This window comes from Asaia sp. A2, assembly GCF_057319415.1.
On the sequence record NZ_JBXWTO010000001.1, the window covers coordinates 273857 to 292860 of the forward strand.

Below are 19004 nucleotides of genomic sequence, written 5' to 3' on the forward strand. Positions count from 1 at the left end.
TTACGGACCAAAGAATGCGAAGCGGGAGGCGGCTGGCGCTTCAAATGCCAGGCCGCGCGGCCTCTTGTTCCTGTGCAGCGTAGAGCGCCGAGAGGGGTGGCGCCACCTCTTCGAGCGACCGATTTTCGGCATCAACCCCCCATATCCATGCCACGGCGCTCGCCACAAGCATCAGACCGGCTGCAACAAGATATCCCATTACCAGCAGAGACAGCCGCCCCGTACCAATCAGATGTCCGAAGATCACTGGTGCTGCGACGCCTCCGAACAGGGTGCCCACAGCGTAGAAGACAGCAATGGCAAATGCCCGCATTTCGAGAGGAAACAGTTCACTCGCGGTCAGATAGGCGGAAGATGCCGCTGCGGAGGCAAAAAAGAAAATCGCGCACCATGAGAGGGTTTGGGTCAGTGCCGTGAGAAGATGCGCCCCCATTGCCCAAGCCACCACGACCATCAGGGCACCGGCAACAGCATAGCTCAGCCCGATCATGCGACGCCGCCCCCATGTATCGAACCAGCGCGCCAGCACAAGGGGGCCGATCAGGTTACCGATCGCAAGCGGCAGAATGTACCAGCCCACCTCTTTGGCCGAGACGCCATGATATTGTGTCAGCACCATCCCATAGGTGAAGAAAACCGCATTATAGAGAAAAGCCTGCGAGATCATGAGCACAAGCACATAAAGCGAGCGCCCACGATATCGCTGGACCATGATGCGGATCATTTCCATGGGGCTGAAGACCCCTGCCGGGTAGATGAGCACTGTGGGCAGTTTGCGCGCCCACCCCCCTTCGGGCTCGGCACAATGCGACTCAACATGGCTGACGATGGCATTGGCCTCATCCACACGACAATGCGTCATGAGCCAGCGTGGACTTTCCGGCACAAAGGTTCGCAGCAATAGCACCGCGACGCCAAGTAAAGCGCCAAGCGCAAAGGCGACACGCCATGCCAGCCATATCGGGATGAGAGCGGTATTGAGCAGCCAGACCGAGCCAAGCGCCCCGAAGGCAGCCCCGGCCCAGAACGTGCCATTCACCATCACATCCACACGCCCCCGAAGCCGAGCTGGCACGAGTTCGTCGATGGCAGAATTGATGGCGGAGTATTCGCCCCCAATGCCCATACCCGTCAGGAAACGGGCGACTGCAAAGCTGCCCAGGTTCCAGGAGAAAGCCGACGCACCGACACCGACAACATAAAGAGCAAGGGTCAGAAAAAAGATCTGCTTTCGTCCGAGCTGGTCCGTCATCCAGCCAAACAACAACGCCCCCAGCACCGCACCCGCGACATAGGACGACGAAGCAAAACCAATCCCATCGGCGCTCAGACCGAGCGTATCACCGCGTTCGAGCGATGGGGCCAGCGAGCCAATGATTGTCACCTCCAGCCCATCCAGAATCCAGGTAATGCCCAGGGCCACGACGATGAGCATATGGAAACGCGACCACGGCAGCCTGTCCAGTCGAGCCGGAATATCCGTCTCGATGGGCCTGCCATGGTCTTTCACAGGGTTTGCCCGATGCGATTGGTCGGAAAATGAATGCACAGAGCGAACCCCTTGCCGATTACAGAATTTTTAATATTTGATATCGGTTCTGACGCATCGCCGCTGCAAGGGTTCGCTGGCTCACTTTAAGCTGAGCCAGCAAACGCTGATCCCTAATCGCGTCTGAACCAGCCTTTGCGTATCGCACGACGAACCAGCAGAAGGCCTACAAGGACCAGAGGAGCCCAGACCACGGCCTGAATCAGGAAGAACCAGACGTCGCCCAGTGTCTCCATGAAAATCTGTGTGCTCTCGTTCCATCTCTGTCGGACAGGTGTGGAGGTCGCCCTCGCACCCTCGAAGCTGACGTCGACCCTCTCGGTATCGATGCGGCGGGAGAGGCCGTTCTTTTCCTTCTGTGCATCTTCAAGCGCGGATTGCGCTTCAGAGAGCTCCTTGGCGACCTTGATCAGGTCGTCGGTATGGCCGGCACTCTGGGCCTCGAGGGCTTCCAGCCTGTCGCGGTAGACCGTCATCTGCGCCAGACGCCGATCCACATCAACGACGTCATTTTGCAGATCGGTCTCGCTCGTTGTCGCTGCACGCGTGACGATATTACGGCTTTCCTCGCCCGGCAGGGGCGATGAGGCGGCTTTGATAAAGGCCTCGACACGATCATGGGGCAATCGCACGGCGATACGGGCAGAATGTTGCGATACGCCCTGCCCCAGTTCCTCCGTATTTTCATTTGATGAAACGAGTTCGCACGATACGGCCGCCGTACAGGCCGAGCGCGCCGCATCCAGATGGGCACCGACAAGATGATCGGGGACAGTAAGGTCCAGCCGGTGCTCGTAGGCCATGAACGCCTGCCCGGCCCGTTGACTGACACCATGTTTGAAGAAGCGCAGGCTCATCGCCGGCGCGGGGGCCACGGCGGGCATGGGCGGTGGAGAAGGATCCTCTTCGCGTTGCGTGGTGTGATGGTGCTTGCAGCCAGGCAGAAGCGCGAGGGTCAGAACGACGCCGGTCAAGGAAAAGAGCCGTATGGCTCGCTTGGAAGAACTCATATTACCTGCCATCTCTCTGCCCGGATTTGGACAAATTGCCACCAGTAACGCGGCCTTGTGTCACGCTGGGAGGGAAATAGGGCAGAATTCCGCATCAGCCCCGTCCATCAATCCATGATGCCTGCGAGCGGGCAGAAGTTATCCCCAGATTCAAGGAACAACTCTGCGGATCAGCCTGTGCATAAGCTGTTCACGAGCTTGAATAGAATCTGATGGCAGGTTTCTTGGATCGATCCACAAACTGCGCGTGAATCGATCCGGATGTTAAAGAAAAGCCTAGCCGGCCTTGGCTTTCAATGAAGCGATCAGCTTTGCCATGACGATCTCGGGCGTACCCGCACTATCCACAGTGACCACATTCTCATCCGGGCCTGGCGGCTCCAGCGTAGCAAGCTGGCTGGGCAGCAGCGATGGTGGCATGAAATGGCCGATGCGATGCTTCAATCGCTCGGCAATTGTGCGTTCACTGGTCTCAAGATAGACGAAGGTAATATCGAGCCCATTGCGGAGCGTATCGCGATATTTGCGCTTGAGTGCCGAGCAGGTCAGCACGCCACCGGTAGCAGCGTGATCTCGCAGCCACTCATGGCAGATCTTCAACCAGGGGGCACGGTCGGCATCGTCGAGCGGAATACCGCTATGCATCTTGGCGACATTGGCCGGTGGGTGAAGGTCATCCCCCTCCTGAAACGGCCAACCGAAATGATTGGCCAGCCCCTGAGCCACAGTCGTCTTGCCGCAGCCCGACACCCCCATGACAACGAAAAGCCCGGGTGCTGCCTTGTCGGCAGCAGGTTTCTGCGCGGCGCTCATGCCTTGAGCCTCTGCAGGCCGGATGCGCCCGCAACCAGCACCTCGGTCGTAACGTCCAGAAACAATCCGTGGTCAACCACACCTGTAATCGAAATGATGCGATCGGCCAGGCTACGAGGATCCTCGATACGCTCGTAATCACAATCGATGATGATGTTGTGGTTGTCGGTCATGTAGAGCGACCCGTCCTCGTTGCGACGCGGTATGCAGCTTTTGGCACCCGTCTGACGCAGCAGATTCTCGACACGCTCCCACCCCCAGGGGATGATTTCGACGGGCACTGGCATATGGGTGCCAAGATCCGTCACGATCTTGCTCTCATCCACGATCACGATGAACTTGCGTGCCGAGACCGCCACGATCTTTTCGCGCAACAACGCCCCGCCCCGCCCCTTGATGAGGAAAAGCGAGCCGGTCTGGACCTCGTCGGCACCGTCAATGGCGACATCGAGATACGGATCGTCGGCGAAGTTGGTGATCGGGATATTCAGGCTCTGAGCCTGAGCCGCACTGGCCTCCGAAGTCGGGATCGCCCTTATCTTGAGACCTTCGCGAACGACGCGCTCGCCCAATGCGTCGATCATGAACTTGGCGGTACTGCCCGTGCCAAGACCGACTGCCATGCCATCCTCGATATAGGCGATAGCATGGTGTGCAGCCTCACGCTTGAGCTCGGCAACACGTGCCGCTGCATCCTGTGCGCCGAGATCAGCCATTGGCCAGATCTCCCGCAGCCGCCTTGTCAGTCAGGAACACGACCTCGCCTTCCGACGTGATATGCGACGATGGCAACGAGGCATCACCCGCACGCACACGGGCGAGCATCTCGGCCTTGCCTGCCCCTTCAATCAGGAACACAACGGCCCGGCTTGAATTGATCGCCGTATAGGTGAGCGACACACGGTCGTGCGGGGCGTTATCAGGTGTGCAGGCAGCGACCCATTTTTCGCGCTCCTGCAGAATGGGCTGCCGCGGGAAAAGCGAGGCGGTGTGACCATCTGGCCCCATACCCAGCATCACGACATCGAAAAGTGGCTTGCCTGGGATCAGATGGTGACTGCCATAAACATCGATCAGCGCGGCCTGATAGAGCGCAGCGTCATGCTCCGGCGTGCCATCTGCCGGGATCGGATGGATATTCTCTGGTGGCAGATCGACATGATCGAGAAGAATCTCGTTTGTCATGCGAAAATTGCTGTCTTCGTGAGTAAAGGGCACATGCCTGTCGTCACCAAAGAATATCTGGGTACGACGCCAGGGAAACTGGGCTGCATAAGCCGGCTCCGCCATGATCTTGAACAGACGCTTGGGGGTCGAACCGCCCGATAGCGCGACAACGAATGGGCCGTCCTTCTTTGCGAGCGCCTGATCGAGAAGCCATTGTGCCATCTTGCGGGCAACGGCCTCGCCATCTTCCAGAACCACGATCCGGGCCGAGGTCACGTCATGTCCAGTCATCTGTTTCATTCCTTATTCTATGGCCCATCTCGGATGGCCTTGAGGCGGGGGACCCATACCAGTCTTCTCGCAAGGCCGCCCCACTCTCAGCTTCTGCCTTCAGGCCGCGCCCGGCGCACGAGGGAGAACAAACTCACGCATGGCCTGGGCCCAGCCATCCGCGTCATTGCGTCCCGTCGTCACATGGGCATGCGCCCTGACATCAGCGCTCGCATTCCCCATGGCAATGCCAAGCCCGGCAATGCCGAGCATCGGGACATCATTGGACATGTCGCCAATGCAGGCAACATTGCTCATGGATATGCCAAGACGGTCAGCCAGTGCGCGGGCGGCAAAGCCCTTGTTGGCGTCCTTGTGGGTGATATCGAGATAATAATCCGCCGATCGGTGCACGCTGGCCTGCCCCTTGAGCATGGCTCCGATCTCGGTCTCCATGCGCTGGAGGAGTGCCGGATTGCTGCTCGCGGCCATGATCTTGCCCACACCCGTCATGTAGGGCCTCAGATCCGGCACTACCACTGGCTCAATCCCGACCGATCGACGCTCATGAGCAACGTAATATGTACCCGGATCACGGATCAGCCAATCATGATCACGAAAAAGCCAGGTATCGATCTCGTGGACCGACAATGTATCACAAGCCGCCATGACGCAGCTCTCTGGCATGACGAGATGAGAGAGAATCTCGTCATCCGCGCTGACAATCAACCCGCCATTGAGTGCGCCAAACGGCGTCTTGAGCCCAAGCTCGCGATGATACCGCAGCATGCCTTCGGCAGAGCGCGAGCTGACGAGGCACAGGATAATGCCCGCTTGCGCAAGGTCCTGCGCCGCTTCGAGCGTCGATGGAGCCAGAGACTTGTCCGGACCAATCAGTGTCCCATCGATATCGGAGACAACAAGTCGTACCGTGGACGCCTCAGGCGGCAGTGCATCGTGAATGGCATCCAGTTCGATCGTCATAAGGTCTCCTGTCGTTTTACCAACGAACTTAATTGTTGAGATCAAGCCAGCGACGACCAGAACGCGCGAGAAGCTCGTCGGCTTCACGCGGGCCATCCAGACCAGCCGGATAGAAACAGAGCGGTGACTTGTCAGCGATGTTCTGCGTGAACGCCGGTTCGACAATGCGCCAGCCCTCTTCGATGGTATCGGCGCGCTGGTAGAGCGTCTGGTCGCCAATCATGCAATCGTAGATGAGCGTCTCGTAGCCGGTGCTCGGCCCCTCGCTGAACCAGTCGGAATAGTCGAACTTCATACGTACGCCACCGAGGCGGACCGAAGGACCCGGCACCTTGGCAGAAAACTGCATGGTCACACCTTCAGTCGGCTGGATATGCAGCACCATGATATTGGGGGTGAGCTTGTCCACCGGTGTATCGCGAAACAGCGCAAAGGGTGCCTGCTTGAAATGGATCGCAATCTCGGTCTTGCGACGACGCAGACGCTTGCCTGTGCGCAGATAGAACGGCACACCCGCCCAGCGCCAGTTATCGATGCGCAGTTTCATCGCGACATAGGTTTCGGTCTGGCTGCCCATCGCCACATCGGGCTCCTCGCGATAGCCGCGCAACGCCTCCGCTTCGTCCCCGACCCCAAAGGAGCCACTGACATACTGGCCACGCACAACCTGAGACAGATCGAGCGGCTGAATGGCGCTCAGCACCTTGGCTTTCTCGTCACGAACAGCCTCAGCATCGAAGGACGTCGGTGCCTCCATGGCGACCATGGAGAGAAGCTGCATCAGGTGGTTCGGCACCATATCGCGAATGGCACCCGTGCTCTCATAAAAACGGCCACGTCGCTCAACACCAACGGTCTCAGCTGCCGTGATCTGCACGTGATCGATATTCTGGCGGTTCCAGAGCGGCTCAAAAAAACCGTTTGAAAAGCGAAGGGCCAGGATGTTCTGGACCGTTTCCTTGCCGAGGTAATGGTCAATACGATAGATCTGGTTTTCATCCAGCGAACGCAGCAGGCGAGCGTTCAGCGCCTTGGCAGACTCCAGATCCGCGCCAAATGGCTTTTCGATAATCACGCGGCGTGACATCGTATCCGTCTGTTCGGCCAACCCGGATTTGCCCAACAGATCAACGATCGGACCAAAAAACCGGGCCGCCACGGCAAGATAGAATACGGCAGAACGCTCCCCCAGACGCTCCTTGAGCGCCTCGAAAGTCGAGATCTCCTCGAAGGAGCCCCGCAGGTAGGTGATGCTCTGCGAAAGGCGATCCCACACATCCTGACGCAACTTGGTCGCATTGGTCCCGCGCTTGCTGACGAAATCGTCCAGTGCGCCCTTGAGTTGTTCCAGCAGCCCCTCTGTCGTCATCTCAGCCCAATCGACCACGATGATCGAAAAATCCTCACTGAGGAGACCGGCCGAGTCCAGATTGTAGATAGCCGGGACGAGAAGACGTTTGGTCAGATCGCCACCACCGCCAAAAATGACCATGGACCCCGGAGGCGCCTGGCGAACTCCACGCGTTGTCTCGTTATTGGACAATGCCGCATGTGCTGAAGCGGAAACGTCGACCATATGCCAAACCTTTTTAGTCGATAATCGGAAAGCCGGAGTGCGAGCGGGAGCATTCGGACTCCCGCTGGCATTCAGGCAGACAGCTTAGAGAAAGAAAAAGGGCCGGGACCAGAGAAGGTCCCAGCCCGTCTTGTCACTTCTTCTCGACGTGACCGCCGAAACCAAAGCGCATGGCAGAGAGAATCTTCTCTGCGTAGTTATTGCCCGAACGCGAGCGGAAGCGCGTGAAGAGCGAGGCCGTCATGACCGGCACCGGCACCGACTCCTCGATAGCCGCTTCAATCGTCCAGCGACCCTCACCCGAATCGGCGACCTCACCCGAGAACTCGGAGAGGGATTCGTTCTTGGCGAGCGCATCGGCCGTCAGGTCGAGCAGCCAGGACGATACAACGCTGCCGCGACGCCAGACTTCAGCAATATCGGCCATGTTCAGGTCAAAGCGCTGGTCTTCCTGCAGGACCGGCGAGTTCTTCGATTTCATGACGTCGAAGCCTTCAGCAAAAGCCTGCATCATGCCGTATTCGATGCCGTTATGGACCATCTTGACGAAGTGACCCGAACCGGCCGGGCCGCAATGCAGATAGCCTTCCTCGGCGCGCGGATCGAGGCCCTCACGGTCACGACCGATGGTGCGCACAACGTCACCCTTGCCCGGTGCCAGAGCCTTCAGGATCGGGTCGATATGATCGGCCGAATCCTTGGTGCCGCCGTACATCATGCAATAGCCGCGTTCGAGGCCCCAGACACCGCCCGACGTGCCGACGTCGATGTAGTGAATGCCCTTTTCCATCAGCTCATGAGCGCGACGGACGTCGTCCTTGTAGTAGCTGTTGCCACCATCGATCACGATGTCGTCCTTGCCGAGCAGGCCACGCAGTTCCTGCACGCAGGCTTCGGTGATCTCACCGGCCGGCAGCATGACCCAGACGATCTTGCGCTCTGCCGAAAGCTTGCTGACCAGATCGGCCACCGAGTTCGCAGCGATCGCACGGCCTTTCTCGGCACGGTCGAACGTCTTGGTCACAACTTCAGGCGTGCGGTCGAACAGCACGACGTCATGACCATGACGGGTCAGGCGTACTGCAATGTTGCCGCCCATACGGCCAAGGCCAACAATACCGATTTGCATCTCTAAAACTCCTGCACAGTTTTCCTGTGCCCTCTAACTACCACGTCAAAAAACAATCCGCCCCGTTGGAGCGGGGCGGATTGCATCAGTCTCAGACGGCCTTCTTGATGACCGTCGCCAGTTCGGCGAGGCCAGCTTCAAGCGGTCCCTTGATGTGCACACGAAGGGCGCGACGGCCGCGCTCGGACAGCACGTCGAAATCGCCGCGTGCCTGAGCTGCCTTCACCACACTAAACGTGAAGCGCTCACCCGGCACGGCGAGATCTGCATGATCATCCACCGTGATCTGAAGGAACACACCGCTGTTAGGGCCGCCCTTATAGGCCTGGCCGGTCGAATGCAGGAAACGCGGGCCGAATTCGGCTGCCGTTGCGACCTTGAGCTGGTCGCGCAGATTGAGACGAACGTTCTGGATCCACTCACGCGTCTTCAGATCGCGCTCCACATAAGCGAGAACGCCCACATAGTCGCCAGCCTTCACGCGACCAAAATGCGCCTTCAGGATTGCCAGCGCATCACCGCCGCCCAATGCCTTGGCATTGGTATCGTCAGCGAAGAACTCGAACGCACCCGAAGTTGCAAACGGCGTCTCGGCCGGAAGCTTGCCCGTCTCGTTGAAGGCGGTCGTGAGCTTCTTGGTCTCGATCTTGCTGAACTCGACATCCGGCTGATCGAAAGGATCGATTGCCAGAACCGAGCCTGCAACGGCCGTGGCATATTCCCAATGGAAAAATGCCTGGGCGATATCGAGCTTGTCAGCCAGATCGATCGTCACAACCGGCTCACCGGCGGCGACGAGCGCGGCAATGGCCTTTTCCTGGTTCGGGCAGGGCGCATCCGTCAGGCGCAGATAGGCGAAGACGCGATCCTTGCCGTAAACGCCCGGTGCACCGAGGGTCTCGTCATCGATCGGGATCAGGCCAGTGCCCTTCTTGCCGGTCGATTCAGCCAGAAGCTGCTCAAGCCACGCACCAAGGTCATAGATCGCAGGCGAAGCGATGATCGTCACCTTGTCACGACCAAACTTCGTGGCAGCCGCACCAAGGATGGCACCGAGCTGAAGCGCCGTGTTCTGCGCCGGCGGGGTGCTGGCCGAGGCGCCCTTCACGGAACGCAGAGCCGATTCGAGGAACGCACGAACGTTCAGACCAGCGGCGGCTGCGGGGACGAGACCGAAATTGGACAGCACGGAGAACCGGCCACCAATCTGCTTCTCACCGTAGAAGATTTTCCAGAAGCCATCGCCCTTGGCCACCTGCTCCATGTGCGAGCCAGGATCGGTCACGGCAACAAAGTGCTTGCCAGGGGCCGAACCGAGCGCCTTTTCGGCAGCGGCGAAGAAGTACGCCTTCAGAATGTTCGGCTCCAGCGTGCCGCCCGACTTGGACGAGACGATGAAGAGCGTGTTCTTCAGGTCGACCGCGTTCTCGAAGGTTTTCACCTGCTGCGGGTCCGTGCTGTCGAGCACGTGCAGCTTGGGGAAGCCTGCGATCTGGCCAAAGGTTTCCGAAATCACTTCCGGACCGAGGCTCGAACCGCCCATACCGAGCAGCAGCACGTCACTGAAGCCCTTGGCCTTGACTTCGCTGGCGAAAGCCTCGAGCTCAGAAACATGAGCCAGACGCTCTTCCACAATGTCGAGCCATTTCAGCCAGCTGGCCTCGTCACCACCTGTCCAGACAGAGGCGTCCTTGGCCCAGAGCTTGCGGCCCTTGCCGGTCTTGCGCCAGTCTTCGAGAACCGCATCAGAGGCGGCTTTCAGATCGGCCGGAAGGTCGGTCTTCTGCTCGATCAGTTTGGACCCGAGAAACGTGGCCTGCTTGTTTGCTACCGCCCCAAGCAGCTGGTCGAAAGCGTCGCAGAACGAAGCGCAGCCTTCTGTTACGAGGGTCTTGGTGACACCATCGAGGTCGAGGCCGAGCTTGGCCTGCTGCTCAAGCACCTTGAAGGCATCTTCCACGTTTTCGGTCAGGCTGGCACGCAGCTTGCCATGATCACGGAAGGCATCGAAGGTTGCGGGCGGAATGGTGTTGACCGTGTCCTCACCGATCAGCTCTTCAACATAAAGAACGTCCGAGAAGCTCTTGTCCTTGGTGCCGGTCGAGGCCCAGAGCAGACGCTGCGGATTGGCACCGGCCGCTGCCAGCTTCTTCCAACGCTCGGAAGCTGTGACTTCGAGATAATGCTGATACGCAACCTTGGCGTTCGCGATGGCAACCTTGCCACGCAGAGCCTTCAGCGCCTCGGCATCCTTGTCGCCTTCTTTCACGCGACGGTCGATGGCACCGTCGATCTTGCCATCGATGCGCGATACGAAGAACGACGCCACGCTGGCGATCTTGCTGATGTCCTTGCCCGCTGCATGACGGATCTCAAGGCCCTTGATGTAGGCTTCAAGAACATTCTTGTAGGCTTCGAGCGAGAAAAGAAGCGTGACGTTGACGCTGATGCCTTCCGAAGTGACTTCCTGGAATGCCGGAACACCTTCAGGCGTGCCCGGAATCTTGATCATCAGGTTTTCTTCGCTCACGGCAGCCCACAGACGGCGGGCTTCGTCAGCCGTGGCCTTGGTGTCGAAAGCGAGATAAGGCGAGACCTCAAGGCTCACATAACCATCGAGACCCTTGGTCTGCACGAATACCGGGTGCATGACCTTGGCGGTCGCCTTGATGTCGGTGATGGCGAGTTTCTCGTAGAGCTCACCGGCGGAGAGGATTTCCTTCGCCAGCAGATCCTTGATCTGGGCGTCATAATCCGTGCCGTAGCCCATCGCCTTTTCGAAGATGGCCGGATTGGAGGTCACGCCACGCAGGCCGTCCTCGTCCACCAGCTTCTTCAGGCTGCCATCGGCAGTGTAGGATCTCTGGATGAAGTCCAGCCAGGGTGACTGGCCAAATTTGGAAAGGTCACGCAGCGGGTTTCCGCTCGTGGCGGCACCCTGCTTCTGTTCGACGTCCATGACGTACTCCTGTCTGTCCACCTGACGGGTTCCCTGTGGATACCCGTCTCAGCTCAGGTCGGCCTTCCGACCCTGACCTCATATTGAGGGGGCCAAAGCACGCTAGGGCCCCGAGAGGCCCGACCGCCGAGGAGGCGGTCAGGCCCCGGTAGTCGTCTTACTTTCGGGCAGCCTGCTCGCGGGCCGCATCGTAAACCTTCTCCGGCGTGAAGCCGAACTTGGTGAGAAGGCTCTTGAGCGGTGCCGAGGCGCCGAAGCTGTTCATCGCGATGATCGAACCGCCGATGCCGGTATAACGATCCCAGCCGAAGGCGGCAGCCTGTTCAACGGCCACACGTCCCTTGACGTCCGGCGGCAGCACACTGTCCTTGTAAGCCTGATCCTGCTCCTCGAAGAGGTCGAAGGACGGGAAGGAAACGACGCGGGCCTTGATGCCTTCTGCCGTCAGCTTCTCGTAGGCATCGACCACCAGCGAGACTTCCGAACCCGAGGCCATCAGGATGACATCCGGCTTGCCTTCACAGCTTGCCAGGACATAAGCGCCCTTCGCTACACCAGCGGCGGAAGCATACTTGCTGCGATCCAGCGTCGGCAGGTTCTGACGGCTCAGAACGAGCACGGCAGGCTTGTGCGTCTGCGGGATCAGGGTGCGCCAGGCTTCAGACACTTCGTTGGCGTCGCCGGGACGAATGGTCATGATACCGGGGGTGGCGCGCAGCTGGGCCAGCTGCTCGATCGGCTGATGCGTCGGACCGTCTTCACCAACACCGATGGAGTCATGGGTGAAGATGTAGATGACCGGCAGCTCCATAAGAGCCGACAGACGGATCGGGGCCTTCATGTAATCCGAGAAGATCAGGAAGCCCGAACCGTAGGTGCGCAGACCAGCCAGCGCCATACCGTTGCAGATCGACCCCATGGCATGTTCGCGAATGCCGAAATGAACATTGCGGCCGCCATAAGTGCCACCCCACTGCGGCGGCTGGAACGAACCAGCACCCTCGAAGGTCAGGTTCGTCTTGGTCGAGGGCGAAAGGTCAGCCGAACCACCGATCATCCAGGGGATGTTCTTGGCGACGGCGTTGATCAGCTTGCCCGAGCTGGCGCGTGAGGCAATACCCTTGGCGTCGGCTTCCCAGACCGGGATATCCTTGTCCCAGCCTTCCGGCAGACGACGCTCGAAGATCGCGCGCAGCTCGGCGGCTTCCTTCGGATATTCGCTGGTGTAGCGGTCAAACAGGGCATGCCATTCCGCACGCGCCTTGGCACCGCGCTTGCCGAGGCCTTCCTGGAAGTGCTCAAGAACGCCTTCCGGCACATGGAAAGCATCGGTCCAGGGCCAGTGATAGGCCTTCTTGGCACCGGCGATTTCTTCTTCGCCAAGCGGCTCGCCATGGGCAGAGGCCGTACCGGCCTTCTTGGGGGCACCGAAACCAATCACCGTGTGCATCACGATGAGGCTCGGACGATCCTTGACCGAGCGGGCTTCCTCAAGGGCCTTGCTGACAGCATCGATGTCATTGACATCGTTGACCGTCACCACGTGCCACTTATAGGCGCGGAAACGCTCAGCCACGTTTTCCGTGAAGGCAAGATTGGTGGAGCCTTCGATCGAGATCTGGTTGGAGTCATACAGCCAGATCAGATTGCCCAGACCCAGGTGACCCGCCATCGAAGCCGCTTCGGACGAAACGCCTTCCATCATGTCGCCGTCACCACAGAACACATAGGTGTGGTAGTCGAACAGATCGAAGCCGGGGCGGTTGTAATGGGCAGCGAGATACTTCTCGGCCATTGCCATACCGACGGAGTTGCCACAGCCCTGACCCAGCGGGCCGGTGGTGGTCTCAACGCCGGAGGTGTGGCGGAATTCCGGATGACCAGGGGTCTTGGAATTCAGCTGACGGAACTGCTTGAGATCTTCGAGGGTCAGCGACGGGCTGTCGAGAACCTTGTCCTTCACCACATCGCGAATGCCGGTCAGGTAGATCGTCGAATACAGCAGCATCGACGCGTGACCGACGGACAGCACGAAACGGTCGCGGCCGGGCCAAAGCGGATCGGCCGGATCGTATTTCAGGTCATTTTGCCAGAGGGTGTACATGACAGGAGCCAGCGCCATGGCCGTTCCCGGATGGCCTGAGTCGGCCTTTTCCACACCATCCATCGACAGGGTGCGGATGGTGTTGATGCTCAGCTGCGCGATGTCAGAGACACTGGCGCCGGCCGCTCCACCGGTTTCCGCGCCGAACGCGGACGGGTTGCTACAAGAACGCATCAAAAATCGACCTCCGAATTAACTCTCTGCGATGGAAAACCATCAGCCGGACAGACACCAATGTTCAAGACCGGTTTGCTGTCCGAGACAACCCCATCGGGGATCCTTTTCGTATCGGCGACCATGCAGAGTCAGCGCCCATCCTCACCTTGCACGGCGCACCGTGGGGAGGCGGTTTCCAAACACCCTGACCATACGCCCTGGTCAGCGCGATGTTCCGCTGGACTGCACATATTGCCTCAAATTCCCGACAGCATTGAAACCAGACTGAAGCCTACCGGCCAGGCAATACATTGCGTTGCGCATAAAACGCCCATTGCCCACATTGTGCTAGAGCCAAAACCATCACGACTGCTCGACTACACGAAAATTTGCAGGATTTGCCGCGCATCGGTCTCAACTGGGGCCGCGCAACAATAGATGGAGTTGCTGTGAACCCGCCGCTTATCGCTTTTCCCCGCCCGACGGTCCGCCCAGGGCGTGTCGGCGGTCCGCCGGGGTTGTCACACGATCTTCATGATGAGCGATGAAATCGAGATTAAGCAGCTCACAAACCTGACGCCCGTCTGTTTCACTTTTCTCGCAGAGGGCGCTGCTGGCCGGGCCGCCGTGAAACCCATATATCCTACACAGGTTGTCTGGCACTAAGGTGACCGGGTAGTCGGCGCTTCGACGGACTGCCCCGGCCTGCCCCTCGCGCCGCCAGCCCCTTCAACATTTTGCCCCGACGCGCACTTGGTTGGAGAGCTCCCCATCATCCACTTCCCGCGAACGCGAATTCCAGCCAGACCACCTTCTTGTGACGATCAACACGCATGGCGGCGGGAAGGTGCCACCCCACTCACGCGTGCACGGGTCGGGTGCATCATCATGACAAAGGAATAATAAGGCGTTGCGATCCTCGCTCCCGTGACGGCGCGCCCCGCGTCAGCAGGGCCATGCATCAAGGCGTTCCTCCACCCTCTGAGGCGCCCGGTCGCGTCCGGTATCAATACCACCTGCTTACGGCCCTGAAACGATAATGGCCAACGGCTCGGGGCGCTTTATCTCGGGCTGCCTCGCATCGGCACCCAATGACCTACGAGACGCTCCGCGCGACCTCCAGAGAGCTCCCGAGCAGAGAAGAATCGTCAGCTATCGAGCGATGGCAAGACATAAGCGAGCCCACCATTTGCGACGGTCCATCTGAAGAATAGCAGCTCTTGTCCCCCTGCTCCACAGCCCGACCCAAACAGGCTCGTTGCATTGCCCGATTTCCTCGCAAGGCGCGCTTAGGGCGCAGCATCAGAGGGCAAGTCACCATAGGACACGAGCCATCTAAATCTACAGGGCTTCTTTCGGATCGACCGGGGCTCGGCTATGATTTCTCTCTGCGATCCCCGTGACCGCGCCAGTTCAGGAATGAGAGTCTCAACCCCACGATGACCGAGATGATGCCGGCAGGCAGTTTTTCGCCAGAACAGATCACCGCGCTTTTCATCGATGCCGCCCGCGTGGACGACACCGACATGCTGACGCAATTTCTCGATGCAGGCATGGCAGTCGATGCACAGGACAGCCGCGGCTACACGGCTTTGATCGTCGCGGCCTATAATGGCGTCCTGCCCGCGACGGCGCTGCTTCTCGAACGCGGCGCCAACCCTGACACGCAGGATGCAAAAGGTGCGACAGCCCTGTCGGGGGTCGCCTTCAAGGGGCATCTTGCCGTGGCCGAACTGCTCGTCAGTGCAGGCGCCAGTCTCGATATACCCAGCCATCTGGGCCGCACGCCGCTCATGTTTGCCGTCATGTTCGGACGTCAGGATATGGTGCGGTTTCTGCTCTCGAAGGGCGCCAATCCTGCCCATCGTGATGCAGAAGGCCTGTCCGTGCTCGATATCGCGGAATCGCATGGCCAGAGCCATCTTTTCACCTCAAGCGAAGCGGATTTCTCATGAGCCGGTTCTGGAACCCGCTGGTTGCGGACCTGCACCCCTATATCCCGGGCGAGCAGCCGCATTTCACCGATATCCTGAAGCTCAACACCAACGAGCTTCCCTACGGACCGAGCCCGGCCGCGCTGAGTGTCATGCAGGAAGGCTGCAATGATAGTCTGCGGCTCTACCCGGACCCGACAGCCCGTGATCTGCGCCAGACCATTGCATCGGTCTATGACATGGTGCCGGAACGCGTGTTTGTCGGTAACGGGTCTGACGAAGTGCTGGCCCATGCCTTCCGGGCGCTGATCGCACCGGAAGCGCCCATGCTCTTTGCCGATGTGAGCTATGGGTTCTATCCCGTCTATTGCGGTCTGTTCGGTCAGCCCTATCAAGAAATACCGCTCAACGCGCGCTTCGAGATCGATATCGAGGATTATGCCATTCCGTGCGGCGGCATCGCGATTGCCAATCCCAACGCCAATACCGGGCACGCCCTGTCACTCGAGGCAATCTCACGCCTTGCAACGCTGCAGCCTGACCGTACGATCATCATTGACGAAGCCTATGTTGATTTTGGCGCCGAGTCTGCTGTGTCCCTCACCCGGAAGCATGACAATCTGCTGGTTGTGCAGACCCTTTCGAAGTCGCGTGCTCTCGCGGGGCTGCGGGTTGGTTACGCCATAGGCCACCCGGACCTGATTGAGGGATTGATCCGGGTCAAGGATAGCTTCAATTCCTACCCGCTCAGCCGTCTCGCCCAGGCCGGGGCCTCTGCCGCCATTGCCGATACGACGTGGTTGGCCTCGACCACCGGACGAGTCATGGCGAGCCGCGACAGGTTTGTGCAGGCCATGAGCGGGTTGGGCTTTGACATTCTGCCTTCCTGTGCCAATTTCGTTCTTGTGCATCACCCCGCGCACAAGGCTGGCGATCTGCTGGTTGGGCTTCGGGAGCGCCACATCATTGTCCGGCAGCTGAGTGCCCCTCGCATACGCGACTGGCTTCGCATCACGATCGGCACGGATGATGAGATGAGCCGCCTGATCGAGGCGCTCGCTTCAATGGGTCTGACCGCGCGCTGACTATCAGCGCAGTCACCCTTCTGACCTTCACATGACGGGACTGGCCCGGCGCGATGAGTCGCCGGTCTGGTTCCATGCCGAAAAACGAGTCCCGGGCTGACCGGGCAGATAAAGAGATTTCACGATGCGTTCGTACACAGGACAGCTTTCAGACAACCAGCCCATCCGGCGCAATCTCGCCGAGAAGCAGAAGCAGCTGCGTGACCTCAAGGAAACGCTCGCGACGATGAAGCCGCATACTTCGCCCTCGCTCAAGGAAAGTGTGCAGCGTCGTATCCGCGAGCTCGAGGTCGAGATCCGAACCGCACCACGCAATGACAAGCCCGCGTCGCAGGACAAGTCGCAGCGCAACGAACGCCAGCGCCGTGCGCCGCGCCGCGCCCATCATGCCGAGACATTTGGCGAGTAATCTCGTTCGATCAGGCGCCCCTCACCTCAAGTGAGCAGGGCGCTGACCCGGAGTCGAACAAAGGCTTGCCCCGCAGGAGAAACGTGATGTCTGAAGCCACCCTCTCATTCACCGAGCGTCTCGACAGACTCGGCGAAGTTGCCGTTCGCATCGGGCTGAATCTCCAGCCCGGTCAGGAACTGGTGATTTCCGCGCCGCTGGAGGCCGTCTCGCTGGTGCGCCGCATCACCGAGCACGCCTATCGCGCCGGCGCGAGCCTCGTCACAACGCAATATGCCGATGATGAGGCAACGCTGGCACGCTATCGCTTTGCCTCCGATGAGAGCCTCGACAAGAGCGCCCAGTGGATGGCGGATGGCATTGCACGGGCTTATCGGGAAGGTGCTGCGCGTCTCGCCATTACCGGCAGCAACCCGACCCTGCTTAACGGGCAGGATCCGGCCCGCGTGTCGCGCGCAAGCCGCGCCGCATCGCGTGCCAGCCGTGAGGCGATGGAGATCATCACGCGCTTTGATACCAACTGGACGATTGTTGCCTATGCAACAGCCAGCTGGGCTGCGCAGGTCTTTCCCGATCTGCCGACGCAGGAAGCGCAGGACCGACTCTGGAACGCCATATTCGCCTCGTCCCGACTGGATGCGGCTGATCCTGTCATTGCCTGGAAGCAGCATAATGCAACCTTGCATGCCAAGGCGGCGATGCTGAATGAGCGCCGCTTTCATGCCCTGCACTTCACCGGCCCCGGCACGGATCTGACGGTAGGCCTTGCGGATGGTCATGCCTGGGCAGGCGGTGCCGAGCGCACGACAAACGGGATCGACTGCAACCCGAATATCCCGACAGAAGAAGTCTTTACAACGCCTCACAGCCATCGGGTGAGCGGACACGTTTCAAGCACCAAGCCGCTCTTTCATCAGGGCACGCTGATCGACGAAATCCGCGTGACCTTTGCCGAGGGGTGTATCATCGAGGCCCATGCCGGGAAGGGAGAAGACGCGCTACGCCGGATTCTGGAAACAGATGAAGGCGCCGCCCGCCTTGGCGAAGTGGCTCTGGTACCCCATGCCTCGCCCATCTCGGACACCGGCATCCTGTTTCGCAACACGCTGTTCGATGAAAATGCTTCGAGCCATATTGCGCTTGGTCAGGCCTACACCAAATGCCTGTTCGACACCGAAGGGGCATCGGCTGAGATGCTCGCTGCCCGCGGTGCCAATACGAGCATGATCCATATCGACTGGATGATCGGCTCGGACAAGATCGACCTTGATGGTCTGGCTGAGGACGGCACGGCGACACCGCTGATGCGCAAGGGGGCGTGGGTATGATGAAAATGCACCTTACAAGACTCGCCGCGCTAGGCTTCGCGCTTGGCGCCTCACCTTCTCTGGTTGCAGCAAACGCCTTGGCGCAGAACGCGCCCGCTGGTGCGCAAAGCCAGCAGAGCATCCCGCCCGAAATGAGGCAGGATATCGAGGCAGGGCTGGGTTATCCCCTGCCTGCCGACTTCATGCCGCGTGCAGCACAGACGGTCCAGGCGCTTCAGGCGGCCAATATCCGGCCGCCCAATTCCACCCAGATGTCGCTGCGGGCGACAATCGCCCAGATGCAATCCATCCCGGGTCTGCCTGCCATCCTGAGCGCACACGGCTTCACGCCAGAGACGTTCGTGATGGGCATGACCGCCTTCGGGATGACAGTTGCTGCGACAAATGGTCAGCCTCTGCCCGCAGGCCTACCTGCGCCGAACCCGGCCAATATTGCCCTCTTTCACGCCCATCCGGATCAAGTGACTGCACTGATGCAGGCCATGGGAACACCACCGGGGCAGATGCAGGGTCAGGATAACTGAACCGGGC

General features: G+C 59.7%; 15 protein-coding genes. 5 read left to right on the forward strand and 10 right to left on the reverse strand.

The genetic code is table 11. The annotated features are described in order from the left end of the window. Positions 1-40: 40 nt before the first annotated feature. The 10 genes from ACWNRM_RS01265 to tkt all read right to left on the reverse strand — a co-directional run bounded on the left by ACWNRM_RS01265 (position 41) and on the right by tkt (position 13735). Positions 41-1510, reverse strand: coding sequence for an MFS transporter (locus ACWNRM_RS01265; RefSeq protein WP_485169127.1), 1470 nt, complete (start codon positions 1508-1510; stop codon positions 41-43). Between the two features lie 152 nt (positions 1511-1662). Further along, a complete protein-coding gene (locus tag ACWNRM_RS01270) occupies positions 1663-2559 on the reverse strand; it encodes a DUF4349 domain-containing protein (RefSeq protein ID WP_485169128.1) in 897 nt (298 codons plus the stop codon). Between the two features lie 276 nt (positions 2560-2835). Then, entirely contained in the window at positions 2836-3372 is a 537-nt protein-coding gene (locus ACWNRM_RS01275; RefSeq protein WP_485169129.1) for a gluconokinase, read from the reverse strand. Continuing rightward, complete coding sequence (rpiA, locus tag ACWNRM_RS01280; protein WP_485169130.1) at positions 3369-4088, reverse strand: ribose-5-phosphate isomerase RpiA; 720 nt, start codon at positions 4086-4088, stop codon at positions 3369-3371. The genes ACWNRM_RS01275 and rpiA overlap by 4 nt, the downstream gene beginning before the upstream one ends. After that, on the reverse strand, positions 4081-4839 hold the full coding sequence (gene pgl, locus ACWNRM_RS01285; protein WP_485169131.1) for a 6-phosphogluconolactonase: 759 nt from the start codon (positions 4837-4839) through the stop codon (positions 4081-4083). Before pgl ends, rpiA begins: the two co-directional genes overlap by 8 nt. A 90-nt stretch (positions 4840-4929) precedes the next feature. Beyond that, positions 4930-5793: a Cof-type HAD-IIB family hydrolase gene (locus tag ACWNRM_RS01290; RefSeq protein ID WP_485169132.1), complete on the reverse strand. Its 864-nt coding sequence runs from the start codon at positions 5791-5793 to the stop codon at positions 4930-4932. Positions 5794-5821: 28 nt separating this feature from the next. Further along, the gene (gene zwf / locus ACWNRM_RS01295; protein WP_485169133.1) at positions 5822-7369 is read right to left on the reverse strand and encodes a glucose-6-phosphate dehydrogenase; all 1548 of its coding nucleotides are present in this window, start codon (positions 7367-7369) and stop codon (positions 5822-5824) included. A 133-nt stretch (positions 7370-7502) separates the two neighbouring features. Continuing rightward, complete coding sequence (gene gnd, locus ACWNRM_RS01300; protein WP_485169134.1) at positions 7503-8498, reverse strand: phosphogluconate dehydrogenase (NAD(+)-dependent, decarboxylating); 996 nt, start codon at positions 8496-8498, stop codon at positions 7503-7505. Positions 8499-8589: 91 nt separating this feature from the next. After that, the gene (locus ACWNRM_RS01305; protein WP_485169135.1) at positions 8590-11457 is read right to left on the reverse strand and encodes a bifunctional transaldolase/phosoglucose isomerase; all 2868 of its coding nucleotides are present in this window, start codon (positions 11455-11457) and stop codon (positions 8590-8592) included. A 157-nt stretch (positions 11458-11614) separates the two neighbouring features. After that, positions 11615-13735 (reverse strand): transketolase, encoded by a 2121-nt coding sequence (gene tkt, locus ACWNRM_RS01310; protein ID WP_485169136.1) that lies wholly within the window; start codon positions 13733-13735, stop codon positions 11615-11617. Between the two features lie 1421 nt (positions 13736-15156). Between tkt and ACWNRM_RS01315 the strand changes: the two genes are divergently transcribed. From ACWNRM_RS01315 to ACWNRM_RS01335, 5 genes are all read left to right on the forward strand, one after another. Continuing rightward, complete coding sequence (locus ACWNRM_RS01315; protein WP_485169137.1) at positions 15157-15672, forward strand: ankyrin repeat domain-containing protein; 516 nt, start codon at positions 15157-15159, stop codon at positions 15670-15672. Beyond that, a complete protein-coding gene (locus ACWNRM_RS01320; RefSeq protein WP_485169138.1) occupies positions 15669-16736 on the forward strand; it encodes a pyridoxal phosphate-dependent aminotransferase in 1068 nt (355 codons plus the stop codon). Before ACWNRM_RS01315 ends, ACWNRM_RS01320 begins: the two co-directional genes overlap by 4 nt. Before the next feature lie 124 nt (positions 16737-16860). Then, entirely contained in the window at positions 16861-17145 is a 285-nt protein-coding gene (locus ACWNRM_RS01325; RefSeq protein WP_485169139.1) for a hypothetical protein, read from the forward strand. Between the two features lie 86 nt (positions 17146-17231). Beyond that, complete coding sequence (locus tag ACWNRM_RS01330) at positions 17232-18473, forward strand: aminopeptidase (RefSeq protein ID WP_485169140.1); 1242 nt, start codon at positions 17232-17234, stop codon at positions 18471-18473. Continuing rightward, positions 18470-18997, forward strand: a complete 528-nt coding sequence (locus ACWNRM_RS01335) for a hypothetical protein (RefSeq protein WP_485169141.1) — start codon at positions 18470-18472, stop codon at positions 18995-18997. Before ACWNRM_RS01330 ends, ACWNRM_RS01335 begins: the two co-directional genes overlap by 4 nt. Positions 18998-19004 lie beyond the last annotated feature (7 nt).

What these genes read in the sequence shown, in the direction of transcription:
- pgl (WP_485169131.1), bottom strand. Translation starts at nt 4,839, where the DNA reads ATGAAACAGATGACTGGACATGACGTGACCTCGGCCCGGATCGTGGTT.
- zwf (WP_485169133.1), bottom strand. Translation starts at nt 7,369, where the DNA reads ATGGTCGACGTTTCCGCTTCAGCACATGCGGCATTGTCCAATAACGAG.
- ACWNRM_RS01330 (WP_485169140.1), top strand. Translation starts at nt 17,232, where the DNA reads ATGTCTGAAGCCACCCTCTCATTCACCGAGCGTCTCGACAGACTCGGC.
- rpiA (WP_485169130.1), bottom strand. Translation starts at nt 4,088, where the DNA reads ATGGCTGATCTCGGCGCACAGGATGCAGCGGCACGTGTTGCCGAGCTC.
- ACWNRM_RS01290 (WP_485169132.1), bottom strand. Translation starts at nt 5,793, where the DNA reads ATGACGATCGAACTGGATGCCATTCACGATGCACTGCCGCCTGAGGCG.
- ACWNRM_RS01305 (WP_485169135.1), bottom strand. Translation starts at nt 11,457, where the DNA reads ATGGACGTCGAACAGAAGCAGGGTGCCGCCACGAGCGGAAACCCGCTG.
- ACWNRM_RS01325 (WP_485169139.1), top strand. Translation starts at nt 16,861, where the DNA reads ATGCGTTCGTACACAGGACAGCTTTCAGACAACCAGCCCATCCGGCGC.
- ACWNRM_RS01320 (WP_485169138.1), top strand. Translation starts at nt 15,669, where the DNA reads ATGAGCCGGTTCTGGAACCCGCTGGTTGCGGACCTGCACCCCTATATC.
- ACWNRM_RS01335 (WP_485169141.1), top strand. Translation starts at nt 18,470, where the DNA reads ATGATGAAAATGCACCTTACAAGACTCGCCGCGCTAGGCTTCGCGCTT.
- ACWNRM_RS01315 (WP_485169137.1), top strand. Translation starts at nt 15,157, where the DNA reads ATGACCGAGATGATGCCGGCAGGCAGTTTTTCGCCAGAACAGATCACC.
- ACWNRM_RS01270 (WP_485169128.1), bottom strand. Translation starts at nt 2,559, where the DNA reads ATGAGTTCTTCCAAGCGAGCCATACGGCTCTTTTCCTTGACCGGCGTC.
- gnd (WP_485169134.1), bottom strand. Translation starts at nt 8,498, where the DNA reads ATGCAAATCGGTATTGTTGGCCTTGGCCGTATGGGCGGCAACATTGCA.
- tkt (WP_485169136.1), bottom strand. Translation starts at nt 13,735, where the DNA reads ATGCGTTCTTGTAGCAACCCGTCCGCGTTCGGCGCGGAAACCGGTGGA.
- ACWNRM_RS01275 (WP_485169129.1), bottom strand. Translation starts at nt 3,372, where the DNA reads ATGAGCGCCGCGCAGAAACCTGCTGCCGACAAGGCAGCACCCGGGCTT.